Below are 18,489 nucleotides of genomic sequence, written 5' to 3'. Positions count from 1 at the left end.
GCATGACGGCCACGAGCGACACGGCATCGGTCGTCGATCTGCTGACGGCGCTCGTGCGCATTCCGAGCCGTGGCGGAATCGATGCGCGTGCACCTGTGCTGGGCTGTATCGAAGCGTGGTGCAGCGCGCATCAGGTGGCCACGCGCCGGCTCACAGGCGATGACGGCGAACCGCTCGCTCTTTACGCGGAGACACGTGGCACGGCGAACGCGCCGCGACGTCCGTACTATCTGCTGAATGCACCGCTCGACACCGCGAGCTTCGGCGACGAATCCGCGTGGACGTACCCACCGCTCAGCGCGCGGATCGCGGACGGCTGGCTGCACGGCCGCGGCAGCGCGGACAGCAAGGCCGCCGTCGCGATCTACGCGCATCTGGCCGCCGCGCTCGCACGGCGCACCGACGAATTCGCCGGCACGCTCGGCGTGCTGTTCGATCTCGACGAACACACGGGCCGTTTCGGCGGCGCACGCGCCTTCTTCGATGCCGTCGACGCGCCCCGGCCCGACGGCGTGTTCATCGGCTATCCGGGCATCGATCGCATTGTCGTGGGCGCGCGCGGATTCATCCGGGCACGGCTTGCTGTGCGCGGCATCGCTGCGCATTCAGGCGGCAGCAGCACGCGCGGCCTCAATGCGGCGATACGCGGCGCCCATCTCGCAGCCGCGCTGAACGACGCGAAGCTGCCCATCGACCACGCATTCGAACGCCCCGCGCAACTCACGGTGACGGGCATCCGCGCGGGCGACGGCACGTTCACGAGCGTGCCTGATCGTTGCGAGTTGAGCGTCGATTGCCGGCTCACGCCGCGCTTCGATCAACGCGAAGCGCAACGTTGTATTGCTGAGATCGTCCGCGTTCACGATGCGCGCTACGACGCATCGCTCGCGACGACGATCGAGTGGATCGCGGGCTGGGCCGCGTATCGCGTGGACGCATCGCATCCGATCGTCATGGCGCTATATCGTGCGGCACGAGACGAATTCGGTGCGGAACTGCCGTGTGCCGTCGCGGGGCCGTCGAATATCGGCAACTATCTGGCGTCGCTGGGCGTGCCCGCGCTGTGCGGATTCGGCGTGCGCTGCGAGGGCATCCACGCAGCCGACGAACGCATCGAACTTTCGAGCATCGCGCCCGTCTATCGCGTCTACGAACGCGCGTTGCTCGCGCTGCTGGGCTGACCGTCGACGCGCCTGAAAACGTCGAAACCGGTCGAAGCCCAACGCGCCGACGGAAGCGCTTCCATTACTCGCCAAAGGATTGCTGCATCGCGCAAAGCCAAGCCCCGCAAGCACCTGGCCGCATCGAGCTTTGGATTATTAAGTGCTTTTTGGGTATCATCGAATGACACACAAGCTGGAGCCAAGGTCATGTCACAGGTCGCTGATAAAGCGCTGTCCGCACAAACGTCTTCCTCTTCCGCTGTTGCCTCCAACGCCGCATCTCCTGCTTCGCTTCCCTGGGTTGAACGCCTCGTGTCGATGGACACGGTCAGCCGCAATCCGAATCTCGGCCTGATCGAAACCGTGCGCGACGCGCTGCGCGAGCGCGGCATCCAAGCGACGCTGACGCATGACGAAAGCGGGAAATGGGCGAACCTGTTCGCGACGATCCCGGCGCACGACGGCGAGACGAATGGCGGAATCGTGCTGTCGGGTCACACGGACGTGGTGCCCGTCGACGGCCAGCAATGGGACAGTGATCCGTTCCGGCCCGAAGTGCGCGGCGACAAGCTCTACGGGCGCGGCACCTGCGACATGAAGGGCTTCATCGGCGCGGCGCTGACGCTGGTCCCGCAAATGCAGCAGACGAAGCTCGCGAAGCCGATCCATCTCGCCTTCTCGTTCGACGAAGAAGTGGGCTGCGTGGGCGCGCCGCTGATGATCGCCGACCTGATGAAGCGCGGCGTCAAGCCGGACGGCTGCATCGTCGGCGAGCCGACCAGCATGCGGCCCATCATCGCGCACAAGGGCATCAACGCGTACCAATGCTGTGTGCGCGGCCAGGCGGCGCACTCATCGCTTACGCCGAAGGGCTTGAACGCGATCGAATACGCGGCGCGGCTTATCTGCTTCATCCGCGACATGGCCGACCAGTTCCGCGAGCAAGGCCCGTTCGACGAGCTCTACGACGTGCCGTTCACGACGGCGCAGACCAGCACGATCAAGGGCGGCAATGCAATCAATACGGTGCCCGCCGAATGCAGCTTCGAATTCGAGTTCCGCAATCTGCCGACGCTCGACCCCGAGCCGATCTTCGCGCGCATCGACCAGTACGCGCGCGAGACGCTGCTGCCGAAAATGAAGCGCGAGCACGAAGCGGCCGCGATCGAGATCACGAAGATTGCCGCGGCGCCCGGACTCGACGCATCGGAGCAGGCAGCCATCACGCAACTCGTGCGGGCACTCACGGCCGATCAGGACAAGCGCAAGGTCGCCTACGGCACGGAAGCGGGCCTGTTTTCGCGGGCGGGTATTCCGAGCATCGTGTGCGGCCCGGGCGACATCCAGCAGGCGCACAAGGCCAACGAGTTCGTCACGCTCGACCAGCTCGTGCAGTGCGAACGCTTTCTGGGCAAGTTCATCCATAGCATGTCGGTCGACGCGCACGCGCATTGACGCAAGCAACGCATAACAACAAGCGACCACAACCGACGACAAGACATCGAACGCGGACCTCCCCCACAGACGAGTAACGCACGCCATGTCCACTGCCACGCAGCACTCCGACCGCACGATCGACGGCGAGCCGATACCGACGCTCGACGACATCGCCTCGCAGCATTTCGCGTTGACACCGTGGGTCGTGCGAACGCCCGTGTTCGACCGGATGGATTTTCCGACGCTCGAAGGCACGCTGCTCAACTTCAAGTTCGAGCTGCTTCAAGCGGGCGGCAGCTTCAAGGCGCGCGGTGCGTTCACGAATCTGCTCGCGCTCGATCCGGCGCAGCGCAGCGCGGGCGTCACCTGCGTGTCGGGCGGCAATCATGCCGTGGCCGTCGCATATGCGGCGATGCGCATGGGCATCAGCGCGAAGGTCGTCGTGATGCATGCGGCTAATCCTGCGCGCATCGCGTTGTGCCGCAAATATCGCGCGGAAGTCGTCGTCGCGGAGAACGTGACGGAAGCGTTCGAGATCGTGCGGCGCATCGAAGCCGAGGAAGGCCGCTACTTCGTGCATCCGTTCAACGGCTATCGCACGGTGCTCGGCACCGCGACGCTCGGCTACGAATGGGCGACGCAAACGCCGGACCTCGACGCGGTGATCGTGCCCATCGGCGGCGGCGGGCTCGCGGCGGGCATCTCGACGGCGCTGCGGCTCGCCAATCCGCGCGTGCATGTGTACGGCGTCGAACCGGAAGGCGCCGACGTGATGAACCGCAGCTTCGCTGCGAATCACACGGTGCACATGAGCCACATGCATTCGATCGCCGATTCGCTGATGGCGCCGCATACCGAGCAATACAGCTACGAGCTGTGCCGCCGCCATATCGACCGTCTCGTCACCGTCACCGACGACGCGCTGCGTGCCGCGATGCTGACCCTCTTCACGCAATTGAAGCTCGCGGTCGAGCCTGCGTGCGCAGCGGCGACGGCCGCCCTGCTCGGCCCGTTGCGCGAGCAACTGCAAGGCAAGCGCGTCGGCGTGCTGCTATGTGGGACGAATACCGATCCCGTGACGTTCGCCGCGCAAATCGAACAGGCGCGGGCCGCTCAAGTTTGACGGGCCTGTCGATATAACCGCCTCGTTGCGCGCGCTGCGATCGCGTGTTCTCGCTGCGCGCTTTCTTTCGTTAGCGCTTCAATGCGCATTCCTTGCGCCTGATTTTTGCGCCTGATTTTTGCGCCTGATTTTTGCGCCTGATTTTTGCGCCTGATTTTTGCGCCTGATTTTTGCGCCTGATTTTTGCGCCTGATTCTTGAACCTGATTCTTGAACCTGATTCTTGAACCTGATTCTTGAACCTGATTCTTGAACCTGATTCTTGAACCTGATTCTTGAAGCTGGTTCTTGCGCCTGGTTCTTGCGTCCAGTTGTCCGCGCGCTTGTCGAACCGACATGTCGCACGGCGCGCTATAGCCCGTTGCGTGCCAAGCTTCGGCAGTCAGTGTTATTCAACGTGCACGGGCACGACAATCGCTTCCTGCGTTCTGCCGTGGCGCATTGCGATTAATCCCCAAATGATTTCCCGCTGCGCCGAACGTTGGCTATCATGTCGCCATCGACTTCAAGGAGAACTGCCCGATGAGCCTAGTCACGGAATTCAAGGAGTTTGCCCTCAAGGGCAACGTAATGGACCTCGCTGTCGGTGTGATCATCGGCGGCGCGTTCTCGACGATCGTCAATTCCGTCGTGAAAGACCTGATCATGCCTGTCGTCGGCATTGCGACGGGCGGCCTCGACTTCTCGAACAAGTTCGTCCTGCTCGGCCACATACCGCCAAACTTCAAGGGCAATCCCGATTCGTACAAGGATCTGCAAACGGCGGGCGTCGCTGCATTCGGCTATGGCTCGTTCATCACGGTCGCGATCAACTTCGTGATCCTCGCCTTCATCATCTTCATGATGGTCAAGTTCATCAACAAGCTGCGCACCCCGGCGCCCGCCGCGCCCGAAGCACCGCCGCCCACGCCGGAAGACGTGCTGCTGCTGCGCGAGATCCGCGACTCGCTGAAGAATTCGCCGCGTAGCTGACCGCGTGCGAGTGAGGCGGCGCCGTTTCGGCGTCGCGTGCAAAGAACACATCACGCGAAGGGCCTGTTGCGTACGTTAGTGCGCAACAGGCCCTTCGCTTTTTGTCGAATGCCAGCTATCGAATGCCAGCTATCGAATGCTTCATATCGAATTCGTATCCGACACACGCACCTAGTCCGCTCTCCCCTCGCCTGCATTCCTCTGCGCTTTCGCTGCCGCCGCGCCTTCGATCACCTGTTCGAGCTGTGAGAAGTTGACGGGCTTCGTCAGATGCGACGTGAAGCCCGCTTCGAGGCATCGGCGAATATCCTCGTCACTGCCGAAGCCCGTCAGCGCGACAGCAGGCGCATCATCGCGCTCGCGGAACGCCTTGATGAAATCGAGGCCCGTGCCATCCGGCAAGCCGACGTCGCTGACGATCAGATCGAACGGCGCGCTCTGCGTCGCGGCAAGCGCATCGGCGACACGCCCGACGACGGTCACTTCATGGCCCAGCGTGCGCATCAGCTGCGCCATCACGTCCGCCGTGTCCGCGTGATCTTCGATCAGCAGAATCGTGAGCCCGCCTGCCGGCTGCACACTCTCGGCGACGGGCGCGGCGGGCTCGGCGAAACGCTCTTCGGCTGTCGGCAGCGTGATCGTGAACGTCGCGCCGCAATGTGCGCCCGGACTCTGCGCGGTGACGGTGCCACCATGCGCATCGGTGAGCGCCTTCGTGATCGCGAGCCCGAGTCCCAGGCCGCCGAACTGCCGCGACATGTTCTCGCTGCCCTGCTCGAATGCGTTGAAGAGCTTGCCGATCTGCTCGGGCTCGATGCCGACGCCCGTATCCTCGACCGATATCTGCACATGCATTCTTTCGTCGCGCGTGCGCACGAAAATATGCCCGCCGTCAGGCGTGAACTTCGCGGCATTGCGGATCAGGTTCCATAGCATCTGCTGCAAGCGCGCGCGATCGGCCAGCACGTAGTGATTTTGCGCCGTCTTGCTGACGTGCACGTCCTGCTGCTTGGTCTGAATCTCGCTGCGAAACAGATCGAGCACGCTGTCGATCACCTCGTGCACATCGACCGTTTCCAGCGACAGCCGCAGCTTGCCATTCGCCACGCGCGTGAGATCGAGCAGATCATCGATCAGGCGCGCTTCCAGTTCGACATTGCGGCGAATCATCACGACGCCCGAGCGCACCGCTTCAGGCAGCTCCGGCATCATCTCGAGCATGCGCGCGCCCGCGAGCACGGGCGTCAACGGCGTGCGCAATTCATGCGACAGCATCGCGAGAAAACGGTCCTTCGAACGGTTCGCTTCTTCCGCCGCCTGGCGCGCGGCCTGCTCGGACGCGAGCAGGTGTTCGCGTTCCTCGATGGCTTCGCGCTGCGAATGGATGTCCGTGCAACTGCCGAACCACTTGCTGAGCGTGCCGCTCGCGTCGCGCACGGCGGCAATGCGCGCGTCGAACCAGCGATACGCGCCGTCCTGGCGGCGAATGCGCAATTCGTGGCGGTAAAAGGTGGCTTCGCTGCGCACCGTCTTGAGCCACGTGCGGCGCACGTCTTCACGGTCGTCGGGATGCACGGCGTCGAGCCACGCCAGCCCGAGCGCATTCGCGCCGTCGAGGCCCGTGTAGTCGACCCACTGCTTCGACAGAAAATCGCAGTCGCCATTCGCGTTGCAGGTGAGCACGAGATGCGGCAGCGCTTCCGACAGCGTGCGGTAGTGCGCCTCGCGCTCGCGCAGCAGCAGCGCTTCCGCGGACGCACGCTGCAGCCGCACTTGCGACAACACGCGTTCGACGGCTTCGGGCAGATAGTCGAGATAGTCGCCCGCTTTGGGTACGACATCGGACACGCCGGAACGCAGCGCTTCGATCACGCGCGATTCATCGGTGAAACCGGTGACGAGTATCGCGGGAATGCGCACGCCTTCGTGGCGCAGACGTCTGAAAAAATCGAGCCCCGTCTCCGCGCCATCGAGCTGATAGTCGAGCACGATCAGGTCGGGCGCATTCCCGGCGATCGCGCGATGCGCGCTTTCGACGCTATTGCATAGCTCGACGCGGCAGCCGGCGCGCTCCAGCGATTTGCGCGCAAGCCGCAAGATGCCCTCGTCGTCGTCGACGACGAGCACGTGCGCGGCGAGCGGCGTGGATCCGTCTTCAGTCATGCCAGATGATCAATCGTCAATTGGACTGCTTGCGGCACGGACTCGCCATGATGAGCGAGCACCGCGTGCCCCTTCGTGCATTCATGCAGACGCGTAGCGTTGTCCCGGCGGCAGCTTTACGACCTGCAGGAAGAAGCCGAGCCGCCGCACGGCTTCGATGAACGCATCGTATTCGACCGGCTTCGTGATGTAGACGTTGCAACCCAATTCGTAGCAACGCTCGATTTCACGCGGATCGTCGGTGGTCGTGAGCACGATGACGGGCATCGACGCCGTCGACGGTGTGTCCTTCAGACGCCGCAGCACTTCAAAGCCGTCCACGCGAGGCATCTTAAGGTCCAGCAGCACGACGTAATTGGCGAGATCGCCGCGCGATGGACGACCGCTCGTTTGCTCGCCAGGCGTTCGCTCGCCGAAGAAATAGTCGAGCGCCTCCTGGCCGTCCGCAAAGCGTATGAATCCGTTTGATATGCCGGCACGCCGCAGATTGCGCTCGACGAGCGTCGCGTGTCCGTCATCGTCTTCGATCAGCACGATGCCAACCGACTTACCGACCGCTTCCCCGTGTGACATTGTTCCCTCCGGCGCGCCTGCATTGCGCATCGCGCGTGTGTCACGACCTTCTCCGATTCCGCGTCAACCAGCACGACCCGATGCACGCCATTATGCGTTGTTCAGCTTACGACTTCTTGCACCGCACTTCTTGCACTGCGCCATGCAGCGATGCCGCGCTGCGCGCATTCACGTATTCATCAGGCCCGCAATGGCTGATCGGGCAGCGTGACGAAGAATGTCGAGCCCGCGCCTTCCGCCGATTCGACCCACACGCGCCCGCCATGGCGCTCGACCATGCGGCGCACCAACGCGAGGCCGACGCCCTCGCCGTGCGCGACATCGCCATGCGGCCGCTGAAACGCGCGAAATACTTTCGACATATACGCGGCTGGAATGCCCATGCCATTGTCGCGCACAAAGTAAGTGCGCGTTCTTTGCGGCGGCGCGATCGCGCTGTTTTCGTGCGCGGCGTCGGCCACATCGAGCGCGCCCACTTCGATATGTCCTGGCCGCGCCGGATCGAGAAAACTGAGTGCGTTACCGATCAACTGGCTGAACACCTGCTCGATCGCGGCAGGATCGCCCCATGCCGCCGGCAATTCGCGCACGACGACCACGGCCTCGCGCTCGTCGATCCGCTTTTGCAGCGCATCGACGGCCCGGGCGACCGCACGGCTCACGCTCACGCGCTGCCAGTGATATTCGAGCCGCCCGGCGCGCGAGATGCGCAGCAGCGCATCGATGATCGCGGCCGCGCGCGTCACCGACGAGCGCACGAAGCGCAGCGATTCCTGCACGTCGCCGTCGAGCACATCGGCGAGCCGTTTGTGTTCGTCGGCGGGCAGGCGGGCTTCGAGGATCGTCGCGCGCAGTTCATCGCACGAAACCTGCAGTTCTTTCGAGAAGCCCTGCATGTTCACGAGCGGCGAACGCAGATCGTGCGACACGCTGTAGATGAACATCTCGTTGTCCTGCGTCTCCTGGCGCAATGTTTCGTTGACGCTCGCCAGTTCCGCCGCGCGCGTCTGCAACGACGCCTGGAGCGCCGCCTGATTCAGATCGGCGGCACGCAGCAGCGCGCTCGTGCGGTGCAGCGCGGCATCGAGTGCCGCGATTTCGTCGTTGCCCGCAAGCGGCGCGGGCAACGGCATTCCGCCGCCGAGCCGTCGTGCGTTCGACGCGAGCACATCCAGCCGCCGGCCGATGCCGCGCGCGAACGCGAACGCCGTCGCGGCCCAGATCAGCATCGACCCCAGCACGGCGCCGACCAGCGCGATTTGCTGATGCGTGCGCGTTTGCGCGAGCGTGGCATTGTGTTCGGCTTCGAGCCGCATCGCTTCGTCGACGAACGCGTGCAGCACGTCGCGAAAGCGCACGGCTTGCGCGGGCAATGCGCCGCCTTCGAGCGTCGCGAAGGGCTTCATCGTCGCGCCCGTGCGCAGCGATTGCGCAACGGACACCGCCTGCTGGCGATAACTGTCGACCGCTTCGCGCATCTGCCGCACGCGCGCAGCCTGCTCCGGTGTGTCCGCAACGGCCTCTTCGAGCCGCGCCAGCCGGTCGGCGAGATCGCCCCATGCTGCATGACGATCCATGAATGACGGATCGTCCGTGACGATGCCCGCACGCACGCGAGCCACTTGCCGCAGCATCGGGTTTTCGAGGGATGCAGCCTGATACACGATCTGCCTGCTGTCCGACGCGCGTTCGACGGCCTGCGCGGTTTGTGCCTGCATATCGGACACGACGCCTAGCAGCGCCAGCTCGACGGCGCTCGGCAATGCGATCAGCAACAGGCCCTTTGTGAACAGTTTCATCTACGCATCGTGCGATGGCGGCGGAAACATCGAGAACGGCGGAAAGCAGCGAGCGCGGCGCACGAGCAGCGCTACGTTTCGCGCATCGAACTGTCAGCACGGCGCTTGCCTTGCGGGCGACTGCGCGTGCAGACATACACGGCAACGAACGCACGTCCTGACATGCGGAACCGGCACGAATCATGAAACGCACGCATGCATCATCGCGGCATGTGAAGCGTGGAACGTCGACACGCACCATGCGCCATTGATGATTTCACTCATGCGCGCCGCTCATCGATTCGACATGGCGCCGTGCACTGCGTCCGAAGCCGCGCCGCAACTGGGACCGGGCCATTATCGACGGGCACAAAAGATATTTCAACGTACGCACAGAAGGGGCTGGCGCACACAAAAATGTCTTTTTTTACGGTGCCGGAAACACGTCGCGCGTGGGTGAGTCTATTATTGAGACCAGATGCACAGGGGATGCGAAAGCGCACGGCGACGCGATTCGGCCTGGTTCGCACGGGACGATGGAGTGAGACAGACGAATCACCGTGTATCCGGCATTTTCGTATGCTATAAAAGATCGACGTGCGGCGCGCGAAGCCGGGAGTGGTCGCATGAGGACGCTGCGTTTCTTGCAATTCTTTTTCAGGCGAGTTTTTATGTCCTTCCCGAAAAAGCGCAGGCGCGCGAAGGTGGACGGCGACGAGTCGTTCCTCGCTGTGCTGCGGCACTTCAAGCCCTTCGGTCAACTCGATACCAAGATTGCGCGCGCTCGCGCGCAAGACGAGCCGGTGCTCTACGCACATGTGCTGCCAGGACTCGACGTCCTGCTGTGCAGCGTGCGCGGCGCGCAGCCGCCCTATCCCGCTGTCGCCGAGTTGCGCCGCCGCTGTATCGAATCCATTGCGAACGCGCTCGAACAGCCGCTGGACGGACTGGAGAACGGCGGCTACTGGTACGAGGCCGACGGTTTCGGTTTCCTCGTGTTCGCGAGCCGTGCGCGAGCGCGCATCCTGCCGGAATTTGGTGCGACGCGTGCTACGGCTGCGGGCACGCGGCGCGGCGTGCGGCGTCAGGATGCCGCCGGCGACGCGACGCCTCGTTCGCTGCGCTAGATCTGCAGAACCCATGAAACACGGCCGCGAAATTCGCGGCCGTGGTGTTTTCGCGTGCTGCGCTGCTGCTCTATTGCATAGCGCTCAATGGCTTTCGCCGCATCGAACATGCGGATGTGTTTCACCGCCATGTCGACGGCTAACGTTCAACTTCCCTTGTAGTCGGCAGCATGGCCGGGCCCCGGCAGCGACGCGCCGCTAGCGGGCGCAGCGGGCTTCTTCGATGACCCGGAAGACTTCTTCGATCCCGATGTCGCAGGCGCGGACGGCTCGACGGCCGATGCACCCGGCGTGCCCGGCGGGAGTACAGGACCCTTCGCTTTTTCGCGCTGTCCCGGCGACGGCGCGGTCGGGGGCTGCGCCTGCAGCGCCGTCAGCAATTGATGACACGGCAGCGGCTTGTTGTTGCTCGGCGCGATCAGCGGAATCAACGCGGCAAACGGATTGATCAGGCCGAGGCCGACCATTGCGCCGCCGCGCAGTGCGAGCGCCGCCGCGTTCACGCCCACGCTCGGGTTCTTGAACGTGCCCTTCACGTACAGCGGCGAGCGCAGTGTAAAGACGCGAAAGCCCTTCGTGTGCGGATGCACGCCGAGGTCCATCGACTCGTCCTTCATGCTCACCGTGCCGTCGATATTGATCACCGCGTCCTGCGTATCGAGCGCGAACACGCGCGAATCGAGCACGCCATTCGTCACGACGAAATCGCCGGCTGCGCAATTGATCTGCACGTCGCGGTTGCCGAAGAGCTTTTCATAGACCACGTTCGCAACGTTCAATCCTGCGGCTTCCATCAGCAGGCGGCTGATCGTGCCGTCGGTGACGAGCAGCTTCACTTCGCCGTTCGACGTGCCCGCGAGTGCCGCCGGCGAATTGCCCGTCGCCGACAACGCGGCATCGCCGTTGATTTCGCCGAGCGCGTTCTGCATCGTCTTCACGGTCGGCAGCAACTGCTTGAGCTTCAGGTGGCGCGCTTCCGTCGAGAAGCGGCCCTTGAGCGGCGTCCCGCTGCCGTCGAGATGAATGTTCGACGCAAGCGAGCCGCCCGCCACGCCGAACTTCAGCGGCTCCAGCGACAGCACGCCGTCCGTCATCACGACGTGCGTGTCGAGATCGGTGATGGGCAGCGCCGGGTCCTTGACGATGCGTCGGCCCGTGAATCTGACATCGGCATCGATGGCCTTCCAGCGGTCGGTCTTGAACTCTTCGGTCGGCAGCGCCTTGTTCGAAGGCTGGCGTGCCGTCTCGCCGCGCTTCTTCTTGCTCGCGTTGGTGTCCGCGCCGATGACGGGCGCGAGATCCTTGAACTGGAGCAGGTTCGACACGAGCGTGCCCTGAAGCAGCGGACGTGTTTCGCGCTGCGTGTAGACGACCGTGCCGCTCACATCGCTGCCGCCGACACGGCCTGTAAAATTTTCATACCTGAACACGCTGCCGCCCTGCTTGAAGTTACCGATCAGATGGCCTTCCGTTGCATAGGGCGGCGTCTCGGGCAGCGTGATGCCCGTCAGCTGATACAGATGGTCGAGACTCGTGCCTTGCAGCCACAGACGCAGATCGACAGCGGCAAGATGCGCGGGATCGGTAACGGTGCCGACCATCGCGATGCGCAAGTCGCCTGCCTTCACATCGGCCTGCACCGGGAACGGGCGCGACGCGTCCTGCAACGCGAGCACGCCGCCGAACTTGCCGCTGCCCGATACGGGCGAGCGGTTGTACGTGCCCTTCACGGTCCAGCCGATTCCATATTGCGGCGCGGTTGGATGTTGCGCGACGGCCGTGCCCGTTGCGCTGGCGGGCGCGCTGCCCGATGCTGCGATGGCCGTCGAGCCACCCGCGCTGGCGCTCGCGCTCGCGAGACTCGATGCGCCCACGCCCGCGGGCGCGGCAGACGCCGAAGCGCCTGGTACAGCCGATGCACCCGATGCACCCGGCAAGGCAGGCGCGCCAGGCGCGGCCGATGCAGCGGACGCAGCAGCCGCCTCCGAAGCGGCCCTCTGCTGCACCTGCGCATTGAGCCGTTTTGCGCCCTGCTTGCCGACCACGTCTGCTGAAGCGTTGCGTGACGCCTGCTCCTGCTGCCTGAGCGCTTCGCCGATCGGAATCGGCTGGCCGAGCGTATCGACGACGGCTTGCATGTCGATCTTCTTCTGCTGATCGTTGAACGCGATGTTGCCTTTGTTCAACTGGATGTCGTGCAGATCGAGCTTCCATTCCGACGGCCCCGCCGACTTCAGCTTGAAGGTCCAGTTGTTGCGTCCATCGACGAGCCGTTCGAGATCGACGGACGGATTCACGAGATTGATCGCCGGGATCACGATGTCGTGTGTGAGCAGCGGCAGCACCTTCACCTGGAAGTCGATTTCGTCGAGCGTCGCGAAGTGCTGTTGCTTCGTCCAGTCGGGATTGGCGACTGTGATGTTCTGCGCGGAAAAGCGCGGCCAGGGCACCCATGCGCGCCAGCCGTTTTCGCCGACGGGATGCCGCCACCCGACCTTCAGATCGCCCTCGATCGCGAACGGCCGGCCGATGGCTTCGCTCACCTTGTCGTTGACATACGGACGCGCGCGATTCCAGTCGAATGTGAGGATGAATACCGCGAGCGCGGCGATCAGAATGATCAGCACGGCGATGAGCCACGCGAGGATCTTGCCTATCGTTTTGCCGATGGATAATCCAGTCGGGTGCAGCGCAGCCATGAGGGCTCCGTGGGGGAATACGACCATCGATAGTCAGCGCAGCATGAGATGTGCCCGCCCCACGCGCCCGCTATGATGATGCGCTGCGACAGCTTCCATTTGCCCATGCCCCACAACACCTACCCCACGGACGCACCGCTCGTCCATGCGAACAACATCGTGCGGCGCGACGCGACGCGCGGTGAGACGCTGTTGCATGCGACGAGCGTCGCCATCGATGCCGGCGCGCGCATCTCGATCACGGGCCCATCGGGCTCGGGCAAAAGCGTGTTCATGCGCGCGCTTGCGCTGCTCGATCCGCTCGACGGCGGCGACGTGCTGTGGCGAGGCAAGCGCATCGCGCGCGCGGCGATTCCGCGCTACCGGCGGCATGTCGCGTATATCCGGCAACGACCCGCGTTGCTCGACGGCAGTGTCGAAGACAATTTGCGCTATCCGTACACGCTGCACGTCTATCGCGACGTGCGCTTCGATCGCCAGCAGGCCGCCAAGCTCGCATCGCAGGCCGGGCGCGCGAACGATTTCCTCGACCGTCGCGCAAGCGAGCTGTCGGGCGGCGAAGCGCAGATCGCCGCGCTGATCCGCGTGCTGCAACTCGCGCCCGATGTGCTGCTGCTCGACGAACCGACGGCATCGCTCGACCCCGAATCGGCGCGCGCGATCGAAGCGCTGCTGCGCGGATGGTTCGACGCTGCGCCGGATGCGCGCGCGTGGCTATGGGTATCGCATGATCTCGCGCAGGCCGCGCGCGTGAGCAACCGCCATCTGACGATGCGCGCAGGCGTGCTCGGCGAAGCGCAATCCGATGCGCAAGCGGCCACTCACGTGAACGCGTCCGCCGACACCACAACGGGGATCAAGTGATGACGCTGCAAAACCTCAGTCTGTGGGACGTCGGGCTCGCGGCGCTTTTGATCGTTGTGAATGGCGCGGTGTCGGTGGCGCTGAAGCTCGATCTCGAACGCAAGCTCGCGTGGGCCGCCGTGCGCACCGTCGCCCAGTTGCTCGCGATCGGCTACGTGCTCGCATGGGTGTTCGCGTACGACCGCTGGTACGTCGTGTTGCCGCTGATGATCGTGATGACGCTGATCGCGGGCTTCGCGGGCGCGGGACGCGGCTCGCGCACCTATGCCGGGCAGCGCGCCGACAGCATCGCGTCGATCTGGGCAAGCGCATGGCTCGTCGCGGCGATCGGCCTGTTCGCGGTGATCCGCATTCGCCCGTGGTACGAGCCGCAATACGCGATACCGATTCTCGGGATGATTCTCGGCAACACGCTGACGGGCGTATCGCTCGGCATCGAACGGATGACGGAAGAACTGACGGCGCGCCGAGACCGCGTCGACATGGCGCTCGCGCTCGGCGCGACGCGCTGGGAAGCGGCGCAAGGACCGGCGCGCCAGGCCGTGCGCGCGGGCATGATCCCGACGCTCAATGCGATGGCCGTGGTCGGCGTCGTGAGCCTGCCGGGGATGATGACGGGCCAGGTGCTTGCAGGGCAATCGCCGTTGCAGGCCGTGCGCTATCAGATCGTGATCATGTTCCTGATCGCGGCGGCGTCGGCGCTCGGCACGGTGGGCGCGGTGCTGCTCACCTATCGGCGGCTCTTTTCGCCGGAGCACCGCTTTCTCGCATCGCGGCTCGTCGAGCGCGCTTCGGGGCGAAGCTAGACGTCAGCCGGGCCAGCGCGCGCGGTCGTGCGCGCGGGCCGTCGCGAGACGATGATCGTCGATACGTGCACGCCGCATGCAATCGTTCAACGCATGCGATCGATGCGGCGCGCGAACGGTCAGATCGCTGATGCCGCTGATGCCGCTGATGCCGCTGATGCCGCTGATGCCGCTGATGCCGCTTCTACGCTAACGCTTCGCCGTGACCGACACCTGAGAGCCGTCGCTCAGCGTCAATGTCTTCGTGCTGCCGTTGGTCGGCATCGTGAAGCGCAATACCTGGCTCACGCTCGTGTAGTTCGGACACTTGAGCGACTTGCCGTTGTTCGTTACCGTCTTCGTGCCCTTCGGCGTCTGCGCCTGGAAGTTCATCTGCACGGTCGCGGTGCCGTCCTTCGCGACGACGGGCGCGAAGCGGATCTGCGTCTGGCGGATCATCGCGCCGTTCGTATCGACGGGCAGCGACGACATGTTGGGACAGTCGCCATCGGCAGCGACGGGGCCGCCGGGCGGCACCGTTTTCCACGTGAAGTCGTCGGATTCCCCGGAGCGGATCGTGCGCGTTTCCTGCGAGTTGCCGAACTGCTTCGACGTCACCTTGACGGTATAGCGGATGGGACCGTCCGTGGGCGCCTGCGACGTCACGGTGATCGGCGTCGCCGCGCGCGCGGGCGCCGGCATCGCGGCAAGCACGAAAGCCGCGCATGCGAGAGAAGTCACAACAGAAACGGCGGGAAGTTTGACGCTGATGCTCATACTGTCACCTCGTTGTTGTGCTGCCACGCGGCCATGCGTTGCGGGCGCGTCGAAGGCGCGCGGCAGGTTTGCATGATGCAGAAGCAGTCTAACGCCAAGCGGACGGGCGCGGGCTTTGCTGTGATCGGGTATTACCCCGCTTGCGCAACCGCGCGTTTTTGCGTGCGCAATCCGTCCGTGATCTGTCCGTGATCTGTCCATTTGACGCTCACGGTGCGCAGGGATTCGATCCGGCATCGGGACGTCGGATGAATGGCTGGACATCTCTGGTGCCTGTCCAGCGGATGAAGGGCGCATGACGGTTCATGCGCCCTTCACTTGCAGCGGCATTGTGACAACGACGTCAGGCGCGCGGCATCAGAAGCCGCTCAGCACCAGCTTGCCGATCGCGCGCCCTTCCTCAAGCAGCTTGTGCGCGCGGCGCAAATTCTCCGCGTTGATCTTGCCGAGGTTTTCGCCGACCGTCGTGCGCAGCGTGCCCGCGTCGATCAGGCGCGCGACTTCCGTCAGCAGCTTGTGCTGCTCGATCATGTCCGGCGTGCCGAACATCGAGCGCGTGAACATGAACTCCCAGTGAAACGCGGCGCTCTTCGCCTTCAGCAACTCGATGGGCACGGGCTTCGCGTTCTCGACGATCGTCGCGATGCCGCCCTGCGGCTTGATGACGGCAGCGGCGGCCGGAAAGTGGCGGTCGGTGTCGTTGAACATCAGCACGTAATCGACCTGCTCGAAGCCGAGTTGCTTCAGCTGCGCGGGCATGTCGCCGAAGTGGTCGACGATATCATCCGCGCCGAGCCCGCTCGCCCATTTCGCCGATTCGGGGCGCGACGCCGTCGCGATCACGGTGAGCTTCGCCAACTGCTTCGCGAGCTGAATGCCGATCGAGCCGACGCCGCCCGCGCCGCCGATGATCAGCACCGACTTGCCCGCGTCCGCGCCCTGCGGCGACACGCCGAGGCGATCGAACAGCGCCTCCCACGCAGTGATCGCCGTGAGCGGCAACGCGGCCGCCTGCGTGAAATCGAGCGACGCGGGCTTGCGTCCAACGATGCGCTCGTCGACGAGATGGAACTCGCTGTTCGCGCCCGGCCGCGTGATGCTGCCCGCGTAGAACACGGCGTCCCCCGCCTTGAACAGCGTCACGTCCGGGCCGACGGCCTCGACGACGCCCGCGGCGTCCCAGCCGAGCACGCGCGGCGCCTTCTCGACGGTGTCCTTCGGCGCGCGCACCTTGTAGTCGACCGGGTTCACGGAAATCGCTTCGATCTTCACGAGGATGTCGTGCCCCGTCGGCTGCGGCTTGTCGATTTCAATATCGACGAGCGACTCTGGATTGTCGATGGGCAAGTAACGGGTAAGGCCTACGGCTTTCATGACGGCTCCTTGATTCGTGTGAAGTCTTTGATGGGATTGAGCTTCGGCGGCATGCGCGGGGCGCCGCTCGCATTGACCGAATCGTAGAAAATTCTTTACCCTCTGAAAACCAGCGCAATGACTGAAACATTTTATGGATTTTCCGAAGAATCGATGAAGCCGAACCCTGCCGCGTTGCCTGTTGCATCTTCCGCCGACGAGCGCCACCGGCTCGATCTGCTCGACGTCGCGCTCTTCGTGCGCGCCGCGCTGCTCGCGAACGTGTCAGCGGCGGGACGCGAGTTCGGACTGTCGCCCGCCGTCGCGAGCGCGCGCATCGCGAGTCTCGAGCGGCTGCTGGGCGCGCGCCTCTTGCACCGGACGACGCGCCGCGTCAGCCTCACGCAGGACGGCGAAGTCTTCATGGCGCGCGCCGAGGCGCTGCTCGACGCGGCCTCGGCCGCGCGCGCGTCGGTGGGCCGTGGGCAGGCCGAGCCGCAGGGACGGCTGCGCGTGTCGATGCCGTCGTCGTTCGGCCGGCAGCACGTGTCGCCCGTCATCGCGCAGTTCTTGCGCCGCTATCCGGGCGTGAGCGTCGACTTGCGGCTCACGGACACCATCGTCGATCTCGTCGATGCGGGCGTCGATGTCGGCATCCGTCTGGGCGCGCTGAAGGATTCGTCGCTGGTCGCGCGGCGCCTCGCGATGAACCGGCGCGTGATCTGCTGCGCGCCGTCGTATCTCGCCGAACACGGCACGCCGCGCCATCCGTCCGATCTCGCGCAGCACGAATGCGTGATCCTCTCCGGTCAGCGCGACTGGTCGTTCGTCACGCCGACGGGCCCGCTGACCGTGCGCGTCGGCGGCCGGCTCGCGACCGACAACGGCGAAGTGATCCGCGATGCGCTGCTGGCAGACTTCGGCATCGCGCTGAAATCGACGTGGGACGTCGCGCCGTATCTGCGCAGCGGCCAACTGGTGACGGTGCTCGACACGTATCCGCTCGCGGAGACGGTCGCGATCTGGGCGGTGTATCCGTCGCGCGCGTTCGTGCCGCCGAAGACCGTCGCGTTCATCGATTTTCTCGCCGCGCATTTCGGCGATCCGCCGTACTGGGATGCCGATCCTCAGTGAAGTGAAGCGAAGCGATGCGGCGCTGATGTCACGCCACGGCGCGCGCATCGCATGCCGTTCGATCAACGGCGCCTGGTTGGCGTCGCGGACTTGTCCTGCTTGCCTCGCGTCGCCGAATTTTTGTTCGCGTGCGCGTCGTTCTGCGTGCGCGCCTGATAGTCGCCGCCGCCGCGCAGGTCCGTGTCTTCGAGACCGTGTTCAAGATCGCTATGCGCCTGCTTGCCGACGTCGCGCGGCTCATGCTCTTCCTGCGATCCGGCGCTCTGATCGTTCTCATGCGGCAATGGCGCGGCCTTCTCCTCGAACGGACGATTCGGCACGTTCGAATTGTCGTTGCCCTCCGGGCGCTCCGACTGCCGTTGATGATCGTCGCCTGTCGCGTGTTGCTGCGATGTCTTCATGATGCTCTCCATGATTCAGGTGCGGTGCCTCTTCGTGCATGCGCGTGCATGAGCACATTGCGCGCGTCGCTGTCGTTCGCTGCGATGAGGTCGTTCACTGCGATGAGGTCATTCTCTGCGATGAAATCGCTCGAAAACGCA

17 protein-coding genes are annotated in these 18,489 nt (G+C 64.5%); 8 read left to right on the top strand and 9 right to left on the bottom strand.

Going from position 1 to position 18,489, the window contains the following annotated elements; all coding sequences use genetic code 11:
- Positions 1 to 2 precede the first annotated feature (2 nt).
- The 3 genes from BMW76_RS02270 (at position 3) to BMW76_RS02260 (ending at position 3,723) form a co-directional block, all read left to right on the top strand.
- Positions 3 to 1,181 carry a M20 family metallopeptidase gene (locus tag BMW76_RS02270; RefSeq protein WP_090862225.1) on the top strand — a complete coding sequence of 393 codons (1,179 nt, stop codon included), beginning with the start codon at positions 3 to 5 and terminating at the stop codon, positions 1,179 to 1,181.
- Between the two features lie 189 nt (positions 1,182 to 1,370).
- Positions 1,371 to 2,618 (top strand): acetylornithine deacetylase, encoded by a 1,248-nt coding sequence (gene argE, locus BMW76_RS02265; protein ID WP_090862223.1) that lies wholly within the window; start codon positions 1,371 to 1,373, stop codon positions 2,616 to 2,618.
- A gap of 85 nt (positions 2,619 to 2,703) precedes the next feature.
- Positions 2,704 to 3,723 (top strand): threonine/serine dehydratase, encoded by a 1,020-nt coding sequence (locus BMW76_RS02260; RefSeq protein WP_090862221.1) that lies wholly within the window; start codon positions 2,704 to 2,706, stop codon positions 3,721 to 3,723.
- 70 nt (positions 3,724 to 3,793) lie between these two features.
- On the opposite strand, the gene BMW76_RS40130 is transcribed toward BMW76_RS02260, so the two are convergent.
- Positions 3,794 to 4,060, bottom strand: coding sequence for a hypothetical protein (locus tag BMW76_RS40130; RefSeq protein WP_143062193.1), 267 nt, complete (start codon positions 4,058 to 4,060; stop codon positions 3,794 to 3,796).
- Positions 4,061 to 4,244: 184 nt separating this feature from the next.
- On the opposite strand from BMW76_RS40130, the gene mscL reads away from it, so the two are divergent.
- Complete coding sequence (gene mscL, locus BMW76_RS02255) at positions 4,245 to 4,694, top strand: large conductance mechanosensitive channel protein MscL (protein WP_090862220.1); 450 nt, start codon at positions 4,245 to 4,247, stop codon at positions 4,692 to 4,694.
- A 171-nt stretch (positions 4,695 to 4,865) separates the two neighbouring features.
- Here mscL and BMW76_RS02250 read toward each other — a convergent pair whose 3' ends face one another.
- The 3 genes from BMW76_RS02250 to BMW76_RS02240 all read right to left on the bottom strand — a co-directional run bounded on the left by BMW76_RS02250 (position 4,866) and on the right by BMW76_RS02240 (position 9,229).
- On the bottom strand, positions 4,866 to 6,857 hold the full coding sequence (locus tag BMW76_RS02250; protein ID WP_090862218.1) for a hybrid sensor histidine kinase/response regulator: 1,992 nt from the start codon (positions 6,855 to 6,857) through the stop codon (positions 4,866 to 4,868).
- An 81-nt stretch (positions 6,858 to 6,938) separates the two neighbouring features.
- The gene (locus tag BMW76_RS02245; protein ID WP_090862552.1) at positions 6,939 to 7,430 is read right to left on the bottom strand and encodes a response regulator; all 492 of its coding nucleotides are present in this window, start codon (positions 7,428 to 7,430) and stop codon (positions 6,939 to 6,941) included.
- A 179-nt stretch (positions 7,431 to 7,609) separates the two neighbouring features.
- A complete protein-coding gene (locus BMW76_RS02240) occupies positions 7,610 to 9,229 on the bottom strand; it encodes a sensor histidine kinase (RefSeq protein WP_090862216.1) in 1,620 nt (539 codons plus the stop codon).
- Between the two features lie 605 nt (positions 9,230 to 9,834).
- Here BMW76_RS02240 and BMW76_RS02235 point away from each other — a divergent pair.
- Positions 9,835 to 10,335 carry a hypothetical protein gene (locus BMW76_RS02235; protein WP_087735769.1) on the top strand — a complete coding sequence of 167 codons (501 nt, stop codon included), beginning with the start codon at positions 9,835 to 9,837 and terminating at the stop codon, positions 10,333 to 10,335.
- Here the strand turns inward: BMW76_RS02235 and BMW76_RS42405 are convergent.
- Together BMW76_RS42405 and BMW76_RS02230 are read right to left on the bottom strand one after the other, a co-directional pair.
- On the bottom strand, positions 10,332 to 10,466 hold the full coding sequence (locus tag BMW76_RS42405) for a hypothetical protein (RefSeq protein ID WP_281248478.1): 135 nt from the start codon (positions 10,464 to 10,466) through the stop codon (positions 10,332 to 10,334). The two genes, BMW76_RS02235 and BMW76_RS42405, sit on opposite strands and share 4 nt — an antisense overlap.
- A gap of 15 nt (positions 10,467 to 10,481) precedes the next feature.
- A complete protein-coding gene (locus BMW76_RS02230) occupies positions 10,482 to 13,034 on the bottom strand; it encodes an AsmA family protein (protein WP_090862213.1) in 2,553 nt (850 codons plus the stop codon).
- A gap of 105 nt (positions 13,035 to 13,139) precedes the next feature.
- On the opposite strand from BMW76_RS02230, the gene BMW76_RS02225 reads away from it, so the two are divergent.
- A complete protein-coding gene (locus BMW76_RS02225; protein ID WP_090862550.1) occupies positions 13,140 to 13,898 on the top strand; it encodes an ABC transporter ATP-binding protein in 759 nt (252 codons plus the stop codon).
- A complete protein-coding gene (locus tag BMW76_RS02220; RefSeq protein WP_090862211.1) occupies positions 13,898 to 14,704 on the top strand; it encodes an ABC transporter permease in 807 nt (268 codons plus the stop codon). The genes BMW76_RS02225 and BMW76_RS02220 overlap by 1 nt, the downstream gene beginning before the upstream one ends.
- A 189-nt stretch (positions 14,705 to 14,893) precedes the next feature.
- On the opposite strand, the gene BMW76_RS02215 is transcribed toward BMW76_RS02220, so the two are convergent.
- Positions 14,894 to 15,460, bottom strand: a complete 567-nt coding sequence (locus BMW76_RS02215; protein WP_090862208.1) for a DUF6013 family protein — start codon at positions 15,458 to 15,460, stop codon at positions 14,894 to 14,896.
- 357 nt (positions 15,461 to 15,817) lie between these two features.
- Entirely contained in the window at positions 15,818 to 16,834 is a 1,017-nt protein-coding gene (locus BMW76_RS02210; protein WP_090862205.1) for a zinc-binding alcohol dehydrogenase family protein, read from the bottom strand.
- Between the two features lie 153 nt (positions 16,835 to 16,987).
- Here BMW76_RS02210 and BMW76_RS02205 point away from each other — a divergent pair, with 153 nt between their 5' ends.
- Positions 16,988 to 17,947, top strand: a complete 960-nt coding sequence (locus BMW76_RS02205) for a LysR family transcriptional regulator (protein ID WP_090862547.1) — start codon at positions 16,988 to 16,990, stop codon at positions 17,945 to 17,947.
- Positions 17,948 to 18,009: 62 nt separating this feature from the next.
- Here BMW76_RS02205 and BMW76_RS02200 read toward each other — a convergent pair whose 3' ends face one another.
- Positions 18,010 to 18,348: a hypothetical protein gene (locus tag BMW76_RS02200; RefSeq protein ID WP_090862203.1), complete on the bottom strand. Its 339-nt coding sequence runs from the start codon at positions 18,346 to 18,348 to the stop codon at positions 18,010 to 18,012.
- Between the last annotated feature and the right edge of the window lie 141 nt (positions 18,349 to 18,489).

Source organism: Paraburkholderia diazotrophica (assembly GCF_900108945.1).
Classification (GTDB): domain Bacteria; phylum Pseudomonadota; class Gammaproteobacteria; order Burkholderiales; family Burkholderiaceae; genus Paraburkholderia; species Paraburkholderia diazotrophica.
The sequence above is the reverse complement of the archived record's forward strand: the minus strand, read 5'-3'. Positions and strand labels throughout refer to the sequence as shown.